This is a genomic window from Novosphingobium sp. JCM 18896 (assembly GCF_025938095.1).
GTDB lineage: Bacteria > Pseudomonadota > Alphaproteobacteria > Sphingomonadales > Sphingomonadaceae > Novosphingobium.
Genome location: NZ_JAPCZF010000003.1, coordinates 734257 through 748004 on the forward strand (window position 1 = coordinate 734257; position 13748 = coordinate 748004).

General features: G+C 63.4%; 18 protein-coding genes. 14 read left to right on the forward strand and 4 right to left on the reverse strand.

The genetic code is table 11. The features are described from left to right. The first annotated feature begins 188 nt into the window (after positions 1-188). The 3 genes from OLX23_RS13890 to OLX23_RS13900 all read left to right on the forward strand — a co-directional run bounded on the left by OLX23_RS13890 (position 189) and on the right by OLX23_RS13900 (position 2462). On the forward strand, positions 189-1628 hold the full coding sequence (locus OLX23_RS13890) for a sensor histidine kinase (protein ID WP_264445583.1): 1440 nt from the start codon (positions 189-191) through the stop codon (positions 1626-1628). A 23-nt stretch (positions 1629-1651) separates the two neighbouring features. Then, positions 1652-1984 carry a response regulator gene (locus tag OLX23_RS13895; RefSeq protein ID WP_264445584.1) on the forward strand — a complete coding sequence of 111 codons (333 nt, stop codon included), beginning with the start codon at positions 1652-1654 and terminating at the stop codon, positions 1982-1984. A 151-nt stretch (positions 1985-2135) separates the two neighbouring features. After that, on the forward strand, positions 2136-2462 hold the full coding sequence (locus OLX23_RS13900; RefSeq protein ID WP_264445585.1) for a hypothetical protein: 327 nt from the start codon (positions 2136-2138) through the stop codon (positions 2460-2462). A 42-nt stretch (positions 2463-2504) separates the two neighbouring features. On the opposite strand, the gene OLX23_RS25810 is transcribed toward OLX23_RS13900, so the two are convergent. After that, positions 2505-2900: a GFA family protein gene (locus tag OLX23_RS25810; protein ID WP_413629853.1), complete on the reverse strand. Its 396-nt coding sequence runs from the start codon at positions 2898-2900 to the stop codon at positions 2505-2507. A gap of 532 nt (positions 2901-3432) precedes the next feature. On the opposite strand from OLX23_RS25810, the gene OLX23_RS13905 reads away from it, so the two are divergent. Beyond that, positions 3433-3714, forward strand: coding sequence for a response regulator (locus OLX23_RS13905; RefSeq protein ID WP_264445586.1), 282 nt, complete (start codon positions 3433-3435; stop codon positions 3712-3714). Positions 3715-3738: 24 nt separating this feature from the next. Here the strand turns inward: OLX23_RS13905 and folE are convergent, their stop codons facing one another. Beyond that, a complete protein-coding gene (gene folE / locus OLX23_RS13910) occupies positions 3739-4350 on the reverse strand; it encodes a GTP cyclohydrolase I FolE (protein WP_264445587.1) in 612 nt (203 codons plus the stop codon). A 229-nt stretch (positions 4351-4579) separates the two neighbouring features. Between folE and OLX23_RS13915 the strand changes: the two genes are divergently transcribed. From OLX23_RS13915 to OLX23_RS13955, 8 genes are all read left to right on the forward strand, one after another. Continuing rightward, complete coding sequence (locus OLX23_RS13915; protein WP_264445588.1) at positions 4580-5242, forward strand: murein L,D-transpeptidase catalytic domain family protein; 663 nt, start codon at positions 4580-4582, stop codon at positions 5240-5242. 57 nt (positions 5243-5299) lie between these two features. Next, complete coding sequence (locus tag OLX23_RS13920; protein WP_264445589.1) at positions 5300-6370, forward strand: L,D-transpeptidase family protein; 1071 nt, start codon at positions 5300-5302, stop codon at positions 6368-6370. 54 nt (positions 6371-6424) lie between these two features. Then, positions 6425-6889 carry a DUF4126 domain-containing protein gene (locus tag OLX23_RS13925; RefSeq protein WP_264445590.1) on the forward strand — a complete coding sequence of 155 codons (465 nt, stop codon included), beginning with the start codon at positions 6425-6427 and terminating at the stop codon, positions 6887-6889. A 372-nt stretch (positions 6890-7261) separates the two neighbouring features. Continuing rightward, positions 7262-7699, forward strand: a complete 438-nt coding sequence (locus tag OLX23_RS13930; RefSeq protein ID WP_264445591.1) for a pyridoxamine 5'-phosphate oxidase family protein — start codon at positions 7262-7264, stop codon at positions 7697-7699. Between the two features lie 58 nt (positions 7700-7757). Further along, positions 7758-8516, forward strand: coding sequence for an SDR family oxidoreductase (locus tag OLX23_RS13935; protein WP_264445592.1), 759 nt, complete (start codon positions 7758-7760; stop codon positions 8514-8516). A 105-nt stretch (positions 8517-8621) separates the two neighbouring features. Next, positions 8622-9143 carry a CsbD family protein gene (locus OLX23_RS13940; protein WP_264445593.1) on the forward strand — a complete coding sequence of 174 codons (522 nt, stop codon included), beginning with the start codon at positions 8622-8624 and terminating at the stop codon, positions 9141-9143. Between the two features lie 64 nt (positions 9144-9207). Continuing rightward, positions 9208-9756, forward strand: coding sequence for a transcriptional regulator (locus OLX23_RS13945; RefSeq protein ID WP_264445594.1), 549 nt, complete (start codon positions 9208-9210; stop codon positions 9754-9756). 635 nt (positions 9757-10391) lie between these two features. Then, the gene (locus OLX23_RS13955) at positions 10392-10610 is read left to right on the forward strand and encodes a hypothetical protein (RefSeq protein ID WP_264445595.1); all 219 of its coding nucleotides are present in this window, start codon (positions 10392-10394) and stop codon (positions 10608-10610) included. A gap of 97 nt (positions 10611-10707) precedes the next feature. On the opposite strand, the gene OLX23_RS13960 is transcribed toward OLX23_RS13955, so the two are convergent. Continuing rightward, on the reverse strand, positions 10708-11196 hold the full coding sequence (locus OLX23_RS13960) for a GFA family protein (protein WP_264445596.1): 489 nt from the start codon (positions 11194-11196) through the stop codon (positions 10708-10710). Between the two features lie 192 nt (positions 11197-11388). Continuing rightward, positions 11389-12042, reverse strand: a complete 654-nt coding sequence (locus OLX23_RS13965) for a response regulator transcription factor (RefSeq protein ID WP_264445597.1) — start codon at positions 12040-12042, stop codon at positions 11389-11391. Between the two features lie 657 nt (positions 12043-12699). Between OLX23_RS13965 and OLX23_RS13970 the strand changes: the two genes are divergently transcribed. Both OLX23_RS13970 and OLX23_RS13975 read left to right on the forward strand, forming a co-directional pair. After that, positions 12700-13035: a hypothetical protein gene (locus OLX23_RS13970; RefSeq protein ID WP_264445598.1), complete on the forward strand. Its 336-nt coding sequence runs from the start codon at positions 12700-12702 to the stop codon at positions 13033-13035. Positions 13036-13223: 188 nt separating this feature from the next. Beyond that, entirely contained in the window at positions 13224-13712 is a 489-nt protein-coding gene (locus OLX23_RS13975; RefSeq protein ID WP_264445599.1) for a response regulator, read from the forward strand. Positions 13713-13748 lie beyond the last annotated feature (36 nt).

Genomic DNA, 13748 nt, shown 5'->3' on the forward strand with positions numbered 1-13748 from the left:
GCCTTAGTCTTGCTCGAACGACGCTAAGCGGCGGGTTGTTCCGACGGCGAGCTATAAGAGCTTCGAGCCTGAACTTGCGCCTACGGCGGGCGGCGTTACCATGGACCTGCTCGCCGCGAGCCAAAGCAAACTCTTGAAAAAGCGAACCTCTGCGAGCGGTCCAGCATTCTTGCGAGCGAGATGTCTCCGTGCCGATCGATTTCCAGTCTCTCATGGCGTCGTCTCCCAACGCTTACGTCCTGCTCGATAGGGAACTCAGGATCGTCTGGATGAACGAGGCCTACCTCGCCGCGACCATGCGCACGCGTGAGGACATCACGGGCCGGCGCATGTTCGATGCCTTCCCGAGCGATCCTGCATCCGAAAGCCACCGTCTCCTTGACGGATCGCTACAGCGCGTCGTCGAAAGCGGCCAGATCGATGAGATCGCGCTGATCCGCTACGACATCGTCACACCGCTCGGCGAAATGGAAACGCGTTTCTGGAGCGCGACGCACACGCCCCTCGTCGACGGGGCCGGGCGCACGACACATGTTCTGCAGCACACCGTCGACGTCACGGAGCTCGAGGACCTGCGGGCGCTGCGCGACGAGATGGGTATCGTCGAGCGCGCGAGCGCAGTCCAGGCGCGCAATCTCGATCTAGCCGCCGAGAGCGAGCAGATGCGTCTTCTCTTCGAGCAGACGCCTGGCTTCCTCGCTGTACTCGTTGGCCCACAGCACGAGTTTCGCATCGCCAACGACGCCTATGCGAGATTGGTCGGCCAGCGCGACGTCATCGGAAAATCCGTCGCACAAGCCTTGCCCGAGATCGTCGGGCAGGGATTTGTTGCCCTCCTCGACGAGGTGCGGGAAACCGGCCGCCCTTACATCGGCAAGGCCGAACGAGTCCGCCTCGACAACGATAGCGAAGGGCAGGGCGAAGCGCGCTTCCTCGATTTCATCTACCAGCCGATCTTCGATGATGGCGGCGCCGTCACCGGGGTCCTGGTGCAAGGTCACGACGTCACGGATCAGGTCGAGGCACGCGACCAGCAGAGCCTGCTGATCAACGAGCTCAATCACCGGGTGAAGAATACGCTCGCGGTGATCCAGGGCCTCGCCTCGCAGTCCTTTCGCGACGTTCCGGGCTCCGGAGCGGCCCGGGCCAGCTTCGATCAAAGGCTCCATGCGCTCGCCGCGGCCCATGGAATTCTGACCGAACAGAACTGGAAGGCCGCGCGTCTCGTCGACACGGTTCGATCTTCGATCGAGGCGACGGTAGGCTCGGACATAGTGCGTGTCGCGATGTCGGGGCCCGATATCGAACTCGCGCCGCAGGCGGCGATATCCACGGCGATGCTGATCCATGAGCTGGCGACGAATGCGCGCAAATACGGCGCGCTGTCGGGAAGAGACGGGAGCGTTGCGATCGACTGGACGCTCGAGCGACAGTCCGATCATTGCCTGTTGACGATCGACTGGAAAGAGACCGGCGGTCCTCCCGTGACTACGCCTAATCGGCGCGGTTTCGGAACGCGGTTGATCGAGCGCGGCATTTCGACAAGCCTCGGAAGCAATGTCACGATGGACTTCGCGCGCACGGGCCTCCACTGCGCGATCCGCGTGCGGCTGCCGCTTTCCGACTGATGGCTCTCGCGGGACGCACGATCATGGTTCTGGAGGACGAGGCCATAGTTGGCCTTGCTCTCGAGGACATGCTGGCAGAAGCGGGTGCGCTTACGCTCTACGCCGAAACGCTGTCGATTGCGCAGGACCTGATTACGGCCCAACGGTTCGACGCAGCCATCCTCGATATCAACGTCCATGGTGAGCGAAGCTACCCGGTCGCGGCGGAACTGCGCCGCAGAGGTCTGCCATTCATATTCGCGACGGGCTATGGCGACGCCCTGCATGATACGGCGTTCGAAGGCGTTCCCACCGTGACCAAGCCTTACACCTTCGCCGAAATCGCAAGGGCGCTCGCGGCGATCGGCATCGACTGAGCACCACCGGTGCCGGGCGTTGAGGCGATGGCAAGGCCGCCCGGGCTCCGGCCACCGCCGACGCACCTTGCCCTCTTTGACCTGGGCACTGGCGAGGTCAGTCTCCGACACCCATCTGTCTTGGCGGGGGCGTGAAAGCGCAGGAAGGTCGATGACCCAGGTTCTTGATATCGAAGCACGGATTTCCGCACTCGAACTCGTCGTACTCACACATATCCTGCAGTCCGGCCTGCCGGACGCGGCCTATGATCCCAAGGCATTCGCGGCCGCGAGGCGCGAGGCGTGGGCATCGATCGGGACCGCCATGTGCGATGGATGCACGAGCGACAGCGATGATCACCGCTACACGCGTGCCTATGGTACCGCGCTGGGCAGGCTCGGCGACCTGCTCCAGACCCTTGCGGAGCCGGTGCAGGAAGCGATGAGCGAGATCGCAGCTGAGAACGGGGAAACGGCTCAGGATCTCGAGCGAGAATGACGCTGCTCGGCTGCCGTCCGCCGGTGCTGCTAGGCAGCGAGGTCAGTCCTCGCTACGCCCAGTCGTAGTTCGGTCGTGGTCGAAACCACGAAGCGGACCGAAATCGGGTAGCCAGGTTGCGCGGCGGACGGTCCAACATTCGTATGTGGGAACGTACCGATCAGGATCGTCGAGCGAGCCCAGGTACACCTCTACCTCGTCTTCGTGCCTGGCGAAAACCGATGATCCGCATCGACTGCAGAAATGCCGTCCGCGGTAGTCCTTCGTCTCGCCGCTGATCTCGACCGCCGACTCCGGGAAAATGGCCGCAGCGTAGAACGTCGCGCCATGGTGCTTGCGGCAGTCGAGACAATGGCAGATCCCCACGCGGTAGGGTTCTGCGGTGATGGCCAACTTGACCGAGCCGCACAGGCAGGCAGCGCGCCCTCGCAGGGTCATGGGCGCTTGCGCCCCTTGCGGGCGCGCGCCGGGCTATTGGATCGACCGCGCGATGCTCTCGGTGTGGAGAGAGTTTCGAAGGCCCTCGCAGAAACCAAGGCGATTGCGATCCAGGCCGCCCCGTTGCGCTCCGTAATGCGCAGGTAGTCGCCGGGCCAAAAAGGCGATCCTGCTGATGCCTTTGCAAGATCGCTGAGGTTTCCCCGCGCGGCGACGTGTGCCGCCCGGACCGCGACCAGCACGGATCGCTGAAAGCTATCGATCGCGTCAGACCTGTCAGGGGGCATCGTCTCCTCCCGAATTCGATTGCGCCGAGGTTGCGGTGTCAGAGGTTGAATCCAGGGATTGAAATGCGAGGGGAGCCCCGTCGGTTCCACTCGGCGGGCAGTCGATATGCATCCACGCGCAGGAGGATTTAGGTTTCCGCCGCGCCGGCTGTGCCGCAGGTCTCAATCGTGCGTTGATGCCGCGGGCACGGGCGCGTTTCGCGGTCCCGCTGGAAGGGCAGTCGAGCATGTCAGTCATCCGAACTATGCTCGTCGACGACGAGGAGGACATCCGCTATATCGTCAAGATCGCGCTGGAAAGCAGCGATGCCTTCGACATCACCGCTTTCGCGAGCGGGGCCAATGCGCTCGAGCATCTGGCTCGAAAACCAAATCTCTACGATCTCGCGCTCATCAATTTCAGACTGCCGGGCATGCACGGGATCGACTTCCTCCGTCAGGCACGGCGCATGGCCGGATATGAGCGTCTGCCGGCAATCATAATCTCCGCGGCCCGAGAACGAGCTTCGTCCACACTGACCGCCTAAAACCGCCGAAGAGACCTGTCTCGCTTAATATCCCATCAGGCTCATCACCTCCTTACGGCTGCGATGATCCTCGAGAAACACGCCCATCAGGCGGCTGGTGATCATGCCAACCCCTGGCGTGCGCACGCCGCGGCCAGTCATGCAGCCGTGCTGGGCTTCGATCACGACGGCGACGCCTTGCGGCTTCAGATGATCCCAGATGCACTGGGCCACCTCGGCCGTCAGACGCTCCTGGATTTGCAGGCGCCGCGCGAAACCATGCAATACGCGGGCGAGCTTGGATATGCCGACGACGTGCTGGTTCGGCAGGTAGGCGATCGCCGCCTTGCCGATGATCGGTGCCATGTGGTGCTCGCAGTGCGACTGAAACGGGATGTCCTTGAGCAGCACGATCTCCTCGTAGCCACCGACTTCGTGGAACACACGCGCGAGGTGGACCGACGGGTCCTCCTGGTAACCCTCGCAGTATTCCCGCCAGGCCCGGGCGACTCTCGCGGGCGTGTCGATGAGGCCCTCGCGGGCTGGATCGTCGCCAGCCCAGCGGATCAGCGTGCGGATCGCTTCCTGGATTTCGTCCGGCACGGGGATCTTGGCGTTCGGCGTTGAGGCGAGGTCGCTGCTTTCGGATTTCGCCATCTCGATCGTCTCCCATCAAAACTCGTTCACGAGTTTTTCAAGTCGCGGGAGAGGCTGCAGTTCCATGGTTGAAAGCGTTGCGCGTGGGCGAGGCGCGCATGGGCGGATCTCTGCTGCGGGCAGCGCCGCAAGCGCCGCTCCGGGCTGAATTCGCGGCAAGGCGGGGCGCGGGTGATGACGCTGCGGACGAAAGTCCCACATGTACTCGATGGCTGATCCATCGAACCTCATGAGCAGGCGCCGCCTGGTCGCACTCGGCGGTGCTGCAGCCGCAACGGGCGCGGCTGCCCTGATGCAGAAATCCAGCGCCATGTTCACCGCGCCGCGCCAGACTGCCGAGCGCGCGGTCGCGACGAAAGCAGTCGCGGCACGTCCGATCGGCGCGCTCGATCCGCAGCTTCTGCGCAGGGCGCTAGGGGCGCTCGACCGGCACTCCAGCGCCGTCAGACGACGCGACCGGCTCGCGATCGTCGATTTCACCGCGCCTTCCTCGGAGCGACGGCTGCACCTCGTCGATCTCGCGGCCGGCAAGAGCTCGGGCTACCTCGTTGCCCATGGTTCGGGATCGGATCCCGATCACACCGGTTTCCTGCAGAACTTTTCCAACCGGATCGATTCCAACGCTTCCAGCGAAGGCGCCTTCGTCACGGCAGACTACTACGTCGGCAAGCATGGCCGGTCGCAGCGTCTTCTCGGTCTCGATGAGACCAATTGCAACGCGCTGACGCGGTCGATCGTCGTTCACGGCGCGTGGTACGCCAATGCCGACATGATCCCGGCGCATGGCAAGCTGGGACGCAGTCAGGGGTGTTTTGCCGTCGGCGAGCGAGAGCTTTCGAGAGTGTTCGATTTCCTGGGCGAGGAGCGGATGATCTACGCCGCCAAGGCCTAGCGCGGAACAGTCTGCCAAGCGCGCGCGTTCCTCGACTTCCCGACGAGGAGCCCTCTCTTGAAGATCCGCTTGATTGCCGTTGCCGCCCTCCTTCCCCTGGCCGCCTGCGGTCAGTCCTCGCACCGGCAGGAGGACGCTCAACCATCGCAGCCCGCCACGTCCGCCCTATCACCGGCGATGAGCTTCGAAGACGTCCCCGACCAACCCAACGCGCCGGCGATCCCCGCGCAACTGACATGGGAAGTGAATCTCGATCGTCTTGGTTTTTCGTCCGGCGTCCTCGACGGCAAGGCGACCCGCTTCGATGAAATGGCCCTTCGCGGCTTCCAGGCTGCGCGTGGGCTTCCCCAGACCGGGCGTCTCGATGCCGCGAGCCAAGCTGCTATCGAAGCCGGGGCGATCCCGGCCTTTCGCAGCGTCCGGATACCGGAGGGCTTCGCGAAAGGTCCGTTCGTCCCGGATCTCCCGAACGAAACCGCCAAACAGGCCGGCCGACCGTTTCTGGGCTATCGCAACCTGATGGAGGCACTCGCCGAGCGTTTCCATACGACACCCGAGACGATCGTCGCGCTTAATGGCCCCCAGGCCCGGATCGGCGCCGGCGCGGTCTTGCGCGTCCCGAACGTTCCGGAAGCCGATGCGAATGCGCCCGGATTGGAGGAGCGCGGCTGGAACGTGACGCTCGGCGCGCTCGGCGTCGCTGCAAATCAGCCCGAAGCCGAGAAGCTCGTCGTCTCGAAATCTGAAGGCCTGCTTCGCGCCTATGATGGTGCCGGCAAGCTGATCGCACAGTTCCCGGTCACAACCGGCAGCGAGCACGATCCGCTGCCGATCGGATCCTGGAAAGTGCTTGGCGTCAGTCGCAACCCCGACTTTCATTACAATCCCAAGCTGTTCTGGGATGTCGCCGACAGCAAGCCCGATCAGCTGCTCAAGCCTGGGCCCAACGGACCGGTCGGCGTTGTCTGGATCGACCTCTCCAAGGAGCACTACGGCATCCATGGCACCAACGAGCCGGCCTCGATCGGTCGGACCGAGAGCCATGGCTGCGTGCGCCTGACGAACTGGGATGCGGCGCGTCTCGCGCAAATGGTCAAGTCGGGCGTCGCCGTCGAATTCGAGCGATGAACTCGGTCGCGGCTACAAATTTTGAACCCGGTCGCCGAACACGGAGAGACTGGCATGATCCGATCGTTTCTCATTGGCCTCGTCGCAGGCCAGCGTGGCATCACCCCCCTGGCAGCCGTCGCCACGGCGACCCGCAGTGGCGAAATTCCCGTTGTGCTGCCGCTCCAGGGACTTCTTCGCAATCCCGTGATCGCCGCCGGCACGGCAGCGCTCGCGGCCGCGGAGATGGCCGGCGACAAGATGAAGACGGCTCCCGACCGCATCGTCCCGATCGGTCTGCTCGTTCGAAGCATCACGTCGGCCTATGCCGGCGCCGCCCTCGCGCCGCGCGGCCGGCGCGGCCTCGGCGCTGCCGTCGCCGTCGGAACCGCGCTCGCCTCGTCCTACGTCGGTTGGCGGCTGCGCTGCGCGGCTATGCGCCGCTACGGCCAAACGGCGACCGGCTTCGTCGAGGATGCCGCCGTGCTTGCGGGCGGGCTCGCGGTGGCTAGTCCGAGGGCGATCACCGGCAGGGCATGACCCGGCATCGGTGGGGCCCGAGGCCGTCCATCGCCGAGCATTCATGATCATAGTTCGATCGCTGGACTGTTCTACGAGCCGGCTCGCGAGCGTGCGCCTAGCGCAAAGCAAATGGGCGACCAGCCACTTTGAAAATCAGTCTGCGGCCAGTTCGCCTCCTGCCGCTCGTCGCCCGATGCAAGCTGCCCGGGCGAGAAGCGCGTGTCGATTTTCGATCTGCACGAGATGGAGATCTCCGACTGAGACGGTCCCGCGATCGGTTTGTCCCCTGGGCGTGACCCGAGCGGCGCAATTCGTCTCATTCACCCGGCCGCCTCGCGACCATCGGGCGCATTCGTGCGTTCATGAGGCAAGGCATTCGAGGAGACCCCCATGGGCATGACGGTCAAGCAACTGTCGGAAAAGATGAAGGATATCGATTTCGCGATGCTCGCCACGCAAACTGGCGGAGGTGCGATCGCGTCGCGGCCCATGAGCAACAATCGCGAGGTCGAATACGACGGTGATGCCTGGTTCTTCACCGAGGAGCGAAGCCTCATGGCCAGCGATATTGAGGCCAATCCCGAGGTCAATCTCAGCTACCAGGGAAAGAGCGGCCTGCTCGGCATGCGTCCGCTGTTCATTGCCATCGAAGGCCGCGCCGTGCTCGTGCGCGACAAGGCTCAATATGCCGAGCATTGGACCAAGGGGCTCGAGCGCTGGTGGCCGGAGGGCATCGACACGCCCGGGCTCGTGCTCATCAAGGTCAGCGGGCAGCGCGCGCACTATTGGGATGGCGAAGACGAGGGTGAACTCTTGCTCGGACAGTAGCCGAGCCCTCCGGCAGAGGAATATCGATCCCAGTAACTAATCCCAGGAAAGGCGCGGCATGACCGACACGGCAGACGCACATACCCATCAGCCCGGCCTGCGCGGACGCAAAGCGATCATCACCGGGGGAACGACCGGGATCGGTCGCGCGATCGCGGTACTCCTTGCCAGTGAAGGCGTCGAAGTCTTCGTTTGCGGACGAAACGAAGATCACCTCGCGGACGCCCTTGCCCGCATCGGCGAGGTCGGGACAGGGCATGGCATGAGTGTCGATCTCGCCGAGCGCGAAGGTCTCGAGGCGTTCTTCGCGGAAGCTGCCAAACGGCTAGGTAATCCTGACATCGTCGTCATCAACGCCGCCGTGCCGGCACAGTCGCTCACGAAAATGACGGCGCATGAGATGCGCTATGCGATCGACGTCGATTTCACGGCCTACCTCCTCAGTGCGCATGCGGCGGCAGACCTTTTGGGCGACAAGGGCGACATCGTCCTGATCGGTTCGATGTCGGCCCACGTGCTGGGCCCAGGATCGACGGTCTATGCCGGCATGAAGGCAGGCATCGCCGGCTTTTCCGAGGCGCTGCGGCGGGAACTGGGTCCACAGGGGATCAAGGTGAGCCTCGTCGAACCGGGAAAGACCGGTGCCGATTTCCAGTACCCGGATATTCCAGCTGAGAAGCAGCGGCAGATGATCGAGGAAGAGACGATGCTTCGAGCGGAGGACATCGCGGTCGGTGTTCACTATCTGCTGACGCAGCCGCGCCGCACCGTCGTCCAGCAACTGACCATTTCTCCGAGATGCCAGGCCAAGGAATGACGAAATCGGCGGCGCGTGGCCGAGGTCTCGCATGCGCGCCGGAAAACGAGGCGCCCGTATGGCCCTTTGGATTGGGGCAATGCGAGCTCAGACTGGAGAGCGCAAATGACCGATGTCAAAGGATGGATCGAGGGGGCCGCCGACGAAGCCTTGGGCATCGTCAAACGCGCCGTCGGCGAGCTGACCGCGCGGCCGGACCTGGTTCTCGAAGGTGAACGACAGCAGGCGCGGGGTCATGCCGAAATCGCGGCATCTCGCGGCGAGGAGCAGCATCGTAATGTCGGCTGGAAGCTCGACCGAAGCGAACGCGAAGTTCTGCTGTTGCGACTGCCTCCAAGCTATCCGGAAGTCGTCGCCGACCATGTGACCCTTACTGCCGGGGCACCCGCCGAGCACGGGCTGCCGGCAGATGTTGCCGCTCGGATCGTCGGCATGGCCGACGACGGTGGCGGTGTCCAAGCCATGGTTGTCGCGATCGACGGGACGACCGTTCGACCGGATGGGGGGACATACCACATCACCTGGTCGCTCGCGCCCGGGCGCCGCGCGTCGGAAAGTAACGACGTTCTTGCATGGACCGTTATTCCCGAACCGATCGAAATCTGCATTCGTCCGGCCCGGTTCTGAAAGGGGATAAGGCGCGTTCCGCGGACTATTGCGAACATTACACCGCGCGAGGCGTTCTTGCCGCATGCTCGCCTTTCTCGACTTCGAAGCCTCGTCGCTCGGTGATCGAAGCTATCCTATCGAGATCGCCTGGGTGTTCGCGGACGGCACGTTCGAATCCTACCTCATACGGCCGGCGGCAGCTTGGACCGACTGGAGCCCTGTCTCGCAAGCCATTCATGGTATCGGACGCGAGGTGCTTCTCCGCGAAGGGGAGGCTCATGGGCGTGTGGCGGCCAGAACGATCGAAGCTCTCGCCGGGCACGACCTCGTGGCTAGCGCGCCGAGCTGGGACGGCAAATGGTTGAGCGCACTCCTGCGCGCCGCCGGCTATCCGCGGCGCGTGCTTCAGCTCCGTCGGAGCGCCGATGCCCTTCGCGAGGCAGCCGCGGATATTCTGCGACCCAGATTTTCGGGATCGGGGCTGGAAGTGGCGATCAACCAAGCATTAGCTGCGGCTGAGGCGCCGTTCCCGCCTGCCCATCGGGCGCTCGCCGATGCACATGCTGAGCGCCAGCGCTGGATTTCCGTTCGCCTCGCGGCCGAACGTATCGCCCAAACCTGCCTCACGTGAGCGCGTCCGGCGATCGAGGCGATGTCTGCCCCGTAACGCCCGATGGCCGCTATTTCGTCGTGCGCGGGCGCCTTTGGCGCAGGTCAGATCCCGCGCTCGGAATGGACCGCCGCCGCGAGCTCGTGAAAGCGCTGATGTCAGCGAGGCGGGAGGTGGGCGCGGCGGCTCGTCGTGGCGATCGCGCCGCCGAAGCTTTGGCGCGTAAGGCCGTCGACCGTTGCAAGCGTGCGCTCGGCGAACGAGGCCCCGTCTGGTGGAGAGACGGCTCTCCCGATTACACGCGCAAGATGGTGCGAAACTCGCCCTATGCCGACTGGTTCGAAGCGCTCTCCTGACGCCAGCGTTACCCACACGTCTCTCAAACTTCGATCCACACGGGGGCAAGTTCGCTCGTATTGGCCCGCCCTCGTTGAGCATTTATCCGACCATCAGCCAGTCGAGAGCGCAGAAACGGGCTCTGCTGAAGATTACCCATCGTGAACCCGGCATTCTGCACGAAAGGTCTCGGAAATAATTCCAGAGCGCTTGGAGGCTCTTGCGCAAAGCATCCGTAAAATCGTTCGGGCAATCTGATGATCCCGCGATCAAGGGAACCTGTTGTCTCACAGTCGCTTGTGGTGGCGAAGGAGCGATCGATGCACACGGAAAAACGCGGTACCGAAATACATCTCAACAAGGTCGAGGCGCGTGCTGGATCGCGTAATAAGACCAATCGCAATGCGCTAATTGCCGGCTTGCTACTCGTCGTCGCCGCTTTCGTGGTCGTAGTCGGGTCCGGCTACCTGGAAACGGATCGTACGGGTGCAGACCAAGTGAATTCGGATGAAGCTGGCTCCAAGGCGAGCACACCCTAAGCACGTTCCGCCTCGCCGGGAATGGATTCCCGGCGAGGCGAGGACATCCGAAGGAACACGCACTTGCGGAGGCGCCACGCGCAGCAGGTGATATCAATCAGTCGATCCAGAGACCTCGGGTTCGATGCCATTCCTCGAGGGTCTCGTCCGGGTATTCGTCGAACCGCTGGTCGTCCGGCCCGAAATCCGGTTCGACCCAGGGCGCTTTCGAGCCAAGCATCATGTGGACGAGCGAGGGCGGGCGGGGCAGTTCGCCGTCGATAGCCGACGCGAATGGATGGAAGAGATCGGGATAGTCCGGGCTGAAAACCCACAGCGCGCTCGCGCATGCGCCGCAAAAGTGACGTTCGGCCTCGCTGATGCGGCAGTTTCCATCCACATTGCCGAGTGCGGCACGAAATACCGTGGTGGTGCCTACAACCTCTAGCGTCCGCTTCTGTGCATGAAGGTTTATCGCGTAGCCACCGCCGCCCGCGGTCTTGCGGCATATCGAACAGTAGCATCGCATGAAGGGGACTGGCGCGTGGCTAGACGCGGAGAAGCGCACGCCGCCGCAGTGACACGATCCACTCAATTTCAACGGCATGGCTCTATCCCCTTCGATCCGAGGAACGGCCCAGGCGTAGCGCGAGTTCCGCTGGTCCCGGCATCGGCCGCGGAGCGGCAGCGGCGGACTAGCAGCTTTTGCCGGGCAATGCGCTCCGCAGGCCTAGGCGGGTTGCGATCTGCTGACTGCTGGGCCGCGATCCGTCATTCCAGACGTGCCGCGCGCCAAGGGTCACTGAAGTGGTGAAATATGCATAGTGGCAAGATCGCCGGAATCGTCGTTCGAAGCGGCAGGCTCGAATTTGGGAAGCGACGCCTCTATCGCCCATCGAATGGCTTCGGCGCTGTGCTTCGCACCGGTCTTTGCCAAGAGGTTGGCGCGGTGGAGTTCGACGGTGCGCGGGCTGATGTTGAGCTGTTCGCCGATCATCCGGTTGCTCAGTCCCTGAGACATCCCCGCGAGAATTTCGCGCTCGCGGCGCGAGAGACGTTCGATCCGTGCCATCGCCTGGATCTGACGGGCACCCGCCGTCATGCCAGTGTGCGACCGCGTGGCAGAATCGCGCAGGACTTTGATCAAGGTCTCGCCGCAGCCCGGCCAGGCCGCATATCCAACGGCGCCTTCGAGCACGGCATCGACGATACGCGAAGGTTCGGGGGCGTCGGAGTAGGCGACAATCGCCTGCCAGGCGTGCCGCGCGCTGATGGCTTCGACCAGAGCCGAGATCACACCGGTTTCGTCGTGAACCAGGATCGTGCCCGATCTCGGCCAGGCTGCAAGGAACTCCTCAATGGTTTCGAATGGTTCGGCATGAATGCCGAGGTTGTTGAGGTAGTACGTGATCGATGCGCGGCGCCGGGTGTCGGCGTCGATGATCCAGACCATTTCTTGCGTTGTAGGCGAGGGTTCCTAATCCGCAGCACAGATTGTCGGGAGATCCGCATCTCCTCGCCTCGCGCCATCACCGATTTATGGTTAGCACGAGGTGAATTGCACATGGTAGAAATACCTGGTTCGGATGCCGCAGGCGGCCCGTGTTCCAATGCGAGCCTGGCTCTTCGCAGCGGACGAGTGGATGGGCCAGACCTTCGAAACGGGGCTCCGGGGCGTGGAATGATTTTCGCCTAAGGCTTGCCAACTCGTCTGGTATCCGGTGCAATGCCTGTCGTCGCCTGTAGGGTCACGACTATGATGTGGGGCATACCCTTCGCGCTCGCCGGGCTTGGCGCATTTTTTTGCGTGGCCGCCTTGTTGAGCAGGCGAATGAATATGCTGGCGAGGATACTCTGCTTGGTCGCGGCCTTCGTGTTTTTCGCAGGTGTTTTCTTGGTTTGATCGGTCGGAGACTTTGCGTGGCGGACGAGAGATCGCTCGCGGCCGGCAGCAGGAAAAGCGGGCGCTCGGCAAGATCGCCGGTTCAGCGGTAACCATCCATCATTAGGGCTACAGACCTTGGTCTCTGCAGTCTTCTGAGCTTGCTTGGTGCTCTTACCTGATGGACCCTGGCGAGTTGGCGTGCGTTTATCCGGCGAAGGAGTCGTCATGCCGCACGCCAGCAACATCGTTTACTGCGATGGCCCCGATTGTCCGCACGCCTTCGACATGGTCGGGCTGCAGCCGCGGAACGGTGCGCTCGATGCCCTCTGTCCACGCTGCCACGGCCACGGAGGATGGAACGCCCAGATCGATCTCGTCACATTCCGCTGCCGCCGTGCGATCTGCGACCGCTGCAATGGGGCCGGGTGGGTCGAGACGGGCGATGATCCCGTGGCCGTGCCCGACATCGAGATGGGGCCCGGCGGAAATCCGCGATGGGTCCTGCGCTACGTTTCCAAGGAAGAGGCCGAGGCTATCGATCCCGGACCGCTGTCGGGTTAGTGGCTGCTCCTGAAAGCATCGACAGTCAGCTTGGGCGCATGGCGAGAAGCGTGAGCGCCACATCAAACGCATCGCCTTTTTCGGTTGGCCGCTGTCTTGGGGCAAGTCCCGTCGAGCCGTTCAGTGACAGGGGCCGGCAGCATCCCGCAGTAAGGTCTCGTTGACGCCTAGTGGACGATGCTCGCGCGATGATCAGCCCTGCCTCGCACGACCAAGGGCGGCCCTGCGCCGCTCGGATTCTCATCGTCGAAGACGATCTCCTGAATGGGTTCCTGATGGAGGAAGCGTTGCAGCTGGCCGGGTACGAGGTGCTCGGGCCTGCGAGAACTGTTTCGCGTGCCATGGCTCTGCTCGAAAGCTGCGTAGTCGATGCTGCAATCCTCGATCTCCAGATCGAGGACGAGACTTCGCTCGCGGTTGCACGGCGGCTCGATGACCTCGGCATTCCCTGGGCGATAACCACGGGACACGCGCGATCGGCGATTCCCGCGGAGTGCGATCATGTGCGCGTGTTGACGAAACCGTTCTCGATCAAGGAGTTGCTGGATGTGGCGTCCGATGCGCTAAGGCATCCGCTCGCCGCCCGGTCTGACGGGCTGCGTGGAGAGAATGGTGTCAATCAGGGGATGCGGCTGCGCGCAAGCGAGGGACTCCTTGTTTCGTCCGATCGCGCGTGATTTCTGCAGCCTGCTCGAATTCGGCCTTCGCCCCAT

Coding starts and splice junctions, on each gene's coding strand:
- OLX23_RS13895 (WP_264445584.1), top strand. CDS start 1,652: ATGGTTCTGGAGGACGAGGCCATAGTTGGCCTTGCTCTCGAGGACATG.
- OLX23_RS13900 (WP_264445585.1), top strand. CDS start 2,136: ATGACCCAGGTTCTTGATATCGAAGCACGGATTTCCGCACTCGAACTC.
- OLX23_RS25810 (WP_413629853.1), bottom strand. CDS start 2,900: ATGACCCTGCGAGGGCGCGCTGCCTGCCTGTGCGGCTCGGTCAAGTTG.
- OLX23_RS13905 (WP_264445586.1), top strand. CDS start 3,433: ATGCTCGTCGACGACGAGGAGGACATCCGCTATATCGTCAAGATCGCG.
- folE (WP_264445587.1), bottom strand. CDS start 4,350: ATGGCGAAATCCGAAAGCAGCGACCTCGCCTCAACGCCGAACGCCAAG.
- OLX23_RS13915 (WP_264445588.1), top strand. CDS start 4,580: ATGAGCAGGCGCCGCCTGGTCGCACTCGGCGGTGCTGCAGCCGCAACG.
- OLX23_RS13925 (WP_264445590.1), top strand. CDS start 6,425: ATGATCCGATCGTTTCTCATTGGCCTCGTCGCAGGCCAGCGTGGCATC.
- OLX23_RS13930 (WP_264445591.1), top strand. CDS start 7,262: ATGGGCATGACGGTCAAGCAACTGTCGGAAAAGATGAAGGATATCGAT.
- OLX23_RS13935 (WP_264445592.1), top strand. CDS start 7,758: ATGACCGACACGGCAGACGCACATACCCATCAGCCCGGCCTGCGCGGA.
- OLX23_RS13940 (WP_264445593.1), top strand. CDS start 8,622: ATGACCGATGTCAAAGGATGGATCGAGGGGGCCGCCGACGAAGCCTTG.
- OLX23_RS13945 (WP_264445594.1), top strand. CDS start 9,208: ATGCTCGCCTTTCTCGACTTCGAAGCCTCGTCGCTCGGTGATCGAAGC.
- OLX23_RS13955 (WP_264445595.1), top strand. CDS start 10,392: ATGCACACGGAAAAACGCGGTACCGAAATACATCTCAACAAGGTCGAG.
- OLX23_RS13960 (WP_264445596.1), bottom strand. CDS start 11,196: ATGCCGTTGAAATTGAGTGGATCGTGTCACTGCGGCGGCGTGCGCTTC.
- OLX23_RS13965 (WP_264445597.1), bottom strand. CDS start 12,042: ATGGTCTGGATCATCGACGCCGACACCCGGCGCCGCGCATCGATCACG.
- OLX23_RS13970 (WP_264445598.1), top strand. CDS start 12,700: ATGCCGCACGCCAGCAACATCGTTTACTGCGATGGCCCCGATTGTCCG.
- OLX23_RS13975 (WP_264445599.1), top strand. CDS start 13,224: ATGATCAGCCCTGCCTCGCACGACCAAGGGCGGCCCTGCGCCGCTCGG.